5 protein-coding genes are annotated in these 6634 nt (G+C 67.1%); all 5 read right to left on the reverse strand.

From position 1 onward, the window contains the following. Positions 1-38 precede the first annotated feature (38 nt). Positions 39-1700, reverse strand: coding sequence for a tannase/feruloyl esterase family alpha/beta hydrolase (locus ACXJL8_RS29790; RefSeq protein ID WP_456686075.1), 1662 nt, complete (start codon positions 1698-1700; stop codon positions 39-41). Positions 1701-1797: 97 nt separating this feature from the next. Next, positions 1798-3252, reverse strand: a complete 1455-nt coding sequence (locus ACXJL8_RS29795) for a GntP family permease (RefSeq protein ID WP_456620585.1) — start codon at positions 3250-3252, stop codon at positions 1798-1800. Positions 3253-3255: 3 nt separating this feature from the next. Further along, positions 3256-4275 (reverse strand): patatin-like phospholipase family protein, encoded by a 1020-nt coding sequence (locus ACXJL8_RS29800; protein ID WP_456620586.1) that lies wholly within the window; start codon positions 4273-4275, stop codon positions 3256-3258. A gap of 123 nt (positions 4276-4398) precedes the next feature. After that, positions 4399-5643, reverse strand: a complete 1245-nt coding sequence (serA, locus tag ACXJL8_RS29805; RefSeq protein WP_456686076.1) for a phosphoglycerate dehydrogenase — start codon at positions 5641-5643, stop codon at positions 4399-4401. A 284-nt stretch (positions 5644-5927) separates the two neighbouring features. Continuing rightward, a partial coding sequence (locus tag ACXJL8_RS29810) for a rhodanese-like domain-containing protein (protein ID WP_456686077.1) occupies positions 5928-6634 on the reverse strand: 707 nt, incomplete at its 5' end.

Here is a 6634-nt window from a genome sequence, read left to right on the forward strand (position 1 = left end):
ATTCCGACCTCTCCCCGCAAGCGGGGAGAGGTGAAGGCCTACGGAGCGCAGAAGAAGCTCGCAGCCTCCGTCACCGGGCCGCCATTGTAATGCGGCCAGGCCGGCCAGCGGCACRGCGGCAGCGCGCGGACGGCCGCGAAGGACGGCGCCTCGACCTTCTGCTCGCTGACCTCGAGATCGCGGGGCGCCTTGCCGTTCTCGACCCAGTCGACCAGCACGCTCAGCATGTCGACATTGGCCGGCGCGCCGGAACCGACATGGTCGACGCCTGGCGCCGTGTAGAGCCTTGCGAACAACTCCGTCGTCGCCGAGCCCATCAGGCGCTCGACGCTCTCGAAATAACGGATGCCGGCATAGGGGCTCTGCGCGTAATCGGCCATGTGCTCGAGCATGATCAGCCGGCCGCCGCGCTCGCGAAAGCGGCTGAGGTCGGGATTGGTCGAGTCCATGAGGTTCGAGACCTCAAGCAGCCGTGCCTTGTGCTCCTCGACCTTGTAGGTCGTCACATCGAGCTTGGGGTCGCGCGCGAACACATATTGAATGCCGCCGGCGTCGTAGATCCAGGCGATGCCGTTGTTGGGCGCGGGTGGCTGCGCCGGCGGCGCGGTGCCGAGCCACCACGCAACCCAGCCGCCGGTCGGCCCGACCGACGGCGTATCCTCGCCCGAGACGCCCCAGCCCGGATAATCGTCGAGGCCGTTGGCGAGCGGGAACGGAAATTTGTAGGTCGCGTGCAGCGTGTTCACGGCCTTGATCTGCGCATCGGTGAGGCACTGATCGCCCGTCTTGCCGCTATCACAGCGCAATCTCTCCGCCTTGAACGCCGCCTTGCAGGCCACGGGATTTTGCACCAGCGCGTCAGCGGAGCCATCGGCCTTGTCGCAGGCCGCCCGCACCGCATCGCCGACGAGCTTCACCTGCGCCGGATTGATCCAGCCGTCCCCCATGGTCACGAGGCCCGAACGCGTGCCGGCATGTTGCAGGCCGACCCAGTTGATGACGGGCACGCGGGCAAAAATGCCGTCGAAATCGTCGGGATAGCGCTGCGCCATAGTCAGGCCTTCGCGTCCCCCTTCGGACGAGCCCATGAAGTACATCTTTTCGGGCTTCTTGCCGTAGGCGCGCTCCATCAGCGCGACGGCGGCATCGCGCACCTTCTTGTAGGCGCGGTGGGCGAAATTCTCGAACGCTTCGTCGTTGAGCGCGAAGACCTGCGGCGGCTCGCCCGGCTTGGTCTCGTGGCCGGAATCGGTGCCATAGGTGACAAAGCCGCGCGCGAGCGGCGACGGCTTGTCGAACGGATAGGCCGGCGGCAGGGCAAGGCCGGTGATCAGCACGCCGTTGAACCCGCCGCCGCCATATTGCACCGAGCGCCCGTTCCATTCGACCGGCAGATTGACCTGGAATTTGATCGGCGGCGCCTTGGGATCGGCCGGCTCGATATGGCCGAGCACCTTGCAGAAGGCGGGATTGGCCGGCGTGACACGCCCCGACGGCGTCGGCCCGCGCTCGGCGACGGCGAGTTGCGACGGTGCCTGCAACGCCGCGGAATCGACCTTCACGGCATCGGCGCCGCCGACGAGGCCCTTGCAGACCGTATCCGCATCCTCCGCCAAAATTGCCGCGGAGGCGCCACCCGCGCCCAGCACGGCCGCCGAGCCCAAGAGCAACGCACACAGCTTCGCATCGATTCGCGTCATCGTTTCCACCCGGCTTTTTCTGTCTTGTTGCGTCTGACAGGTGGCCGCATTCAATGCAACCTTCGCCCTCCCGTCAATCGCTCACGCCAGCTTTCGATCAGAACGATCCCAGCGCACCACCCAATGCGATGACGGCCACCAGCGCCAGCAGCGACGTCACGATGCCGACCATCACGATGTCGAAATAGCTGTCGCGATGGGTCAGGCCGCAGATCGCCAACAGGCTTACAACGGCACCATTGTGCGGCAGGATATCCAGCGTCCCCGAGCCGATCACCGCCACACGATGCATCAGCCCGAGGTCGATGCCGGTGAGCGCGGCAAGCTCGACATAGGTCGGGCCAAGCGCGTCGAGCGCTATGGTCAGGCCGCCGGACGCCGAACCGGTCAGCGCCGCCAGGACGTTGGTTGCGACCGCGAGCGAGACCAGCGGGCCGCCTTCGATGCCGAGGACCCAGTCGCGCACGAGCGCGAACGCCGGCAGCGAGGCGACCACCGCGCCGAACCCGACGAGGCTGGCGACACTGAACGCGGGCAGGACCGACGCGTTGGCGCCGGCGTCCATGGTCTGGCGCAGCGCGGGCAGGCGAGCCCAGTTCAGCACGACGGTGACGATGATGGCCGCGGTCAATGCGACCGCGACCGACCACACGCCCGCGACGGCGGCGAGCGACGTGGCGCCAAAACGCTGCTCGGCGAGATAGCTGACGTCGAGCCGCGGCAATACGACAAGGGACATCACGAGATTGACGGCCACGACGACAACCAAGGGCAGGATCGCGCTCAGCACCGGGGACGGCTGATCGCTGCGACGCCCGTGCTGCATTTCCGCCGGGTCGAATTCCCGCGCCGTCGTTGCGCGCTCGCGCACGAGCTCGTCGGCGGCGGCGCGCTCGGTCGCCCCCTCGATGTCATCGCCATAGCCTTCTCCCGCGCGGCGGGCCGCGGCTTCGGCGCGATGCAGCCACCACAATCCTCCGCCGAGCATGATGAGGGAGGCGAGGACGCCGAGGCCAGGGGCGGCAAAGGGCGTCGTGCCGAAGAACGGCATCGGGATCGCATTCTGGATCGACGGCGTGCCCGGCAGAGCCGACATGGTGAAGGTCGATGTGCCCAGCACGATTGCCGCCGGGATCAGGCGGCGCGGAATCGCAGCGGCACGAAACAGCGAGCGGGCCATCGGGACGATGACGAAGAACGCGACGAACAGGCTGACGCCGCCATAGGTGACCAGCGCACCGGCGAGCACGACCGCGAGGATCACGCGCCGCTCGCCGAGACGAGCCGCCATGAAGCCCGCGACCGACCTGACCGCTCCGCTGTCGTCCATCAGCTTGCCGAAGACGGCACCGAGCAGGAAGATCGGGAAGAACTGCGCCAGGAATCCCGCCGCATTCACCATGAAGACCTGGGTCAGATTGGCCAGCAGCGGCTCGCCCCCGAACAGCGCGGCAACGAGCCCGGCGAACGGCGCGAGCAGCAGCACGCTCCAGCCGCGGAAGGCGAACAGGATCAATAGGCCGAGCCCGACGAGAATGCCGAGAAGACCCACGTCTCAGCACTCCGCCAGGAGGACGTCGAGATCGGCGGTCGAGCGCTGGCCTATATCCGCACCGTGCTCGTCGAGAAACGTCTCGGCGGCCTGACGTCCCTCGGCGCGCAGAATCGAGACGAATTCCCATTCGGCGTTGAGCTTGGAGGACGCGCCGAACTTCGCCAGCATGTCGCTCTTGACGCGGTGGGTCCGCATCTTCGCCCAGCGCGCGCCCTCGCCGCTGCCGGGGTCGGCCGCCTGGCGCAGCAGCGCGATCATGCGCAGCTCCTTCATCAGTGGCGAATTGAACGAAATCTCGTTCAGCCGATTGAGAATCTCCGCGGCCGTCCTCGGCGCCTCGAGCGTTTCGGTCGGATTGATCTGAACGAGAATGGTATCGTGCGCGTCGCTCTCGCGGATCAGCGGCGTGATCGTCGGGTTGCCCGCGAAGCCGCCGTCCCAATAGGGCTCGCCGTCGATCTCGATCGCGCGGAACATGGTCGGCAGGCAGGCCGACGCCAGCAGCACGTCAGCCGTGATCTCGGCGTTGCGGAAGATCCGTCCGCGCCCGGTGCGCACGCGCGTTGCGGTGACGAACAGTTTGATCGGCGAAAGCGCGAGCCGCTCGAAATCGATGCTCTCGGCCAGCACCTCGCGCAACGGATTGTAGCCCGTCGGATTGAGATCGTAGGGCGAGAGCACGCGCGACATCAGATCAGTGAGGATGTAGGCTGGCGATGTATCGAGCGTCCAGCGCCCCATCAAGCGGTCGAGCGGCGAACGCTGCAGCGGGCTGAAAGCCGCGGCCTTCGACACGCGGCGCCAGTATCGTTCCAGCGCATCACGCGCACCCTCGGCACCACCCGCGGTCCACCCGTCTGCGAGCACCGCCGCATTCATCGCGCCTGCGGACGTGCCGGAGATCGCGGCGATGGTGAGCCGCTTCTCTTCCAGCAGGCGGTCGAGCACACCCCAGGTGAATGCGCCGTGCGAACCACCGCCTTGAAGCGCGAGATCGATCAGTACGGCGTCCCGTTCCATGGCGGCACCCACGCAACTGAAACTCAAATTCGACGCGATTTGTCACACGAGCGTCGAAGACGATGGCGCAGTGTAGAGAGCCTTGACCGAGAAATGCAACTGGAACGTGGGTCCTCTCACTTTCTAGTGCTCGAACACCAGCCGCGCGCCGACGGTGCCCTCGAGGCCGCGGATTTGCGCGAGCAGCGCCGCCGAATCCTGCCCGCCGAGGTCGGCGTCGAGCACGACGTAACCGAGGTCGCCCGCGGTCTCCAGATATTGCGCGGCGATATTGATGTCGCGCTGGAGGAAGACCTCGTTCAGCCGGCGCAGCATGCCCGGCACGTTGCGATGGACATGGCTGAAGCGCGCGCCTGCGGGACGCAAGTGTAGCTGCACCTCCGGGAAATTCACCGCGCCCATGGTCGATCCCGTGATGAAATAGTCGACCAGCTTGCGCGCGACTTCGCCGCCGATGCGCTCCTGCGCTTCCTCGGTCGAGCCGCCGATATGCGGGGTGAGGATGACGTTGCCGAGGCCCTGCACCGGGCTCTTGAAGCGATCCGAATTCGACGAGGGCTCGACCGGGAAGACGTCGATGGCGGCGCCCGCGATGTGCCCGTCGCGCAAACAGCTTGCAAGCGCGTCGAGATCGACCACGGTGCCGCGGCTGTTATTGATCAGGAACGAGCCGGGCTTCATCGCCCGCAGCTCCTTCTCGCCGATCATGCCGGCGGTCTCCGGCGTCTCCGGCACGTGCAGGCTGACCACGTCGCTCTGCGCCAGAAGCTCTTCGAGCTTCTCGACCGGCTCGGTATTGCCGTGGCGCAGCTTGTCGGTGCGGTCGTAATAGATCACGCGCATGCCCATCGCCTCAGCAAGAGTCGAGAGCTGCGAGCCGATATTGCCGTAGCCGATGATGCCGAGGGTGCGGCCGCGCACCTCGCGGCTGCCGGTCGCCGATTTATCCCAGCCGCCGTCGTGGGCCGACACCGAGCGCGGAAAAATCTGCCGCAGCAGCATCACGATCTCGCCGATCACGAGCTCGGCGACGCTGCGGGTGTTGGAGAACGGCGCATTGAAGACGGGAATGCCGCGCTTGCGCGCCGCCAACAGGTCGACCTGGTTGGTGCCGACGCTGAAGCAGCCGACCGCGAGCAGCTGGTCGGCGGCCTCGAGCACGTCATCGGTGATCTGGGTGCGGGAGCGGATACCGAGCAGCGACACGCCCTTCAGCGCCTGCCGCAGCGCCTCGCCGTCCAGCGCCWTGGTCAGCCGCTCGACATTGGTGAAGCCGGCGCTCCGGAACAGGTCCACGGCGCTGTCGTTGACGCCTTCGAGCAGCAGCGCCTTCGCGTTCCGCTCGGGGCTTTGGCCTGGGGCTGGCATAGTATCTCCATCGATTGCGGCTTTGCCGCAGCTCATAGACCGCGGACGAGACGCAGCACAATAGGGTTTGGATACGGGGAGAAGATGGCAGGGGGGCGAGGCAATTTCGCTACCGCCTCGTCATCCTGAGGCGCGAGCCCTGTGGTGCGAATGCACCGCAGGGCGAGCCTCGAAGGATGGAACGCCCCCGATGCAGCCGGGCCGTCGCCCTTCGAGGGCCGCTAAGAAGCGGCCACCTCAGGGTGACGGTGAGAGACTAATGCTCGCGGCACGGCCGCTGCGCCTCAAATCACATAAAACCCGTGCGTGCCGTCGCGGCGGAGCTGGTCGACGAGGCCGTATTCCCAGTCGAGATAGGCCTGCATCGCGCCTTCGGCGACGTCGGTGCCTTCATAGGGACGGCGGTAGCGATGCGCCGGATCGGGCTTCGGCAGCGGTTGCGGCGCGCCGACCTCGAGCGCGCCGTCATAGCCGCCTTCCAGCACATAGACGTCCCAGCCCATCTGCGCGAGCCAGGACGCCGTCATGTCGGCGCGCACGGCCTTGTCGTCGGTCAGGAGGATGCGCGCGCCGCGCACCGGCGCGGCCATGTCGGTCTCCTGGACCAGCTGGCCGCCGGGATAGTGACGAAAGCCCGGGAGATGACCGCCGGTGTATTCCTGCTCGTCGCGCACGTCGAAGCGATAGAGCGTGCGGTCGCTCTGCGCCGCGAGCGCCGACGCCTCGTTCGCGCCGATGTGGCGAACGCCGGCGCGATAGGCGACGTCGCGGGCGTTGCCAGGGCCGCCCTCGAACGGCCCGATCGCACCGCGCCGGTCGGCACCGTGATCGAGATCGTGCCGGGCCAGCGTCCAGCCGATGGTGCCGTTGCGCAGCGCCCGCACCTTGTTCGGCACGCCGGCGTTGATCAGCGACTGGGTGCCGATGATCGAGCGGGTGCGGCCGGCGCAATTGACGATGATGGTGGTGTCGGGATCGCGCACGGCGGTTC

Source organism: Bradyrhizobium sp. P5_C11_2 (genome assembly GCF_054049755.1).

Bases quoted from the DNA above. Each gene is read 5' to 3' on its own strand.
- ACXJL8_RS29800 (WP_456620586.1), bottom strand. From the start codon at position 4,275: ATGGAACGGGACGCCGTACTGATCGATCTCGCGCTTCAAGGCGGTGGT.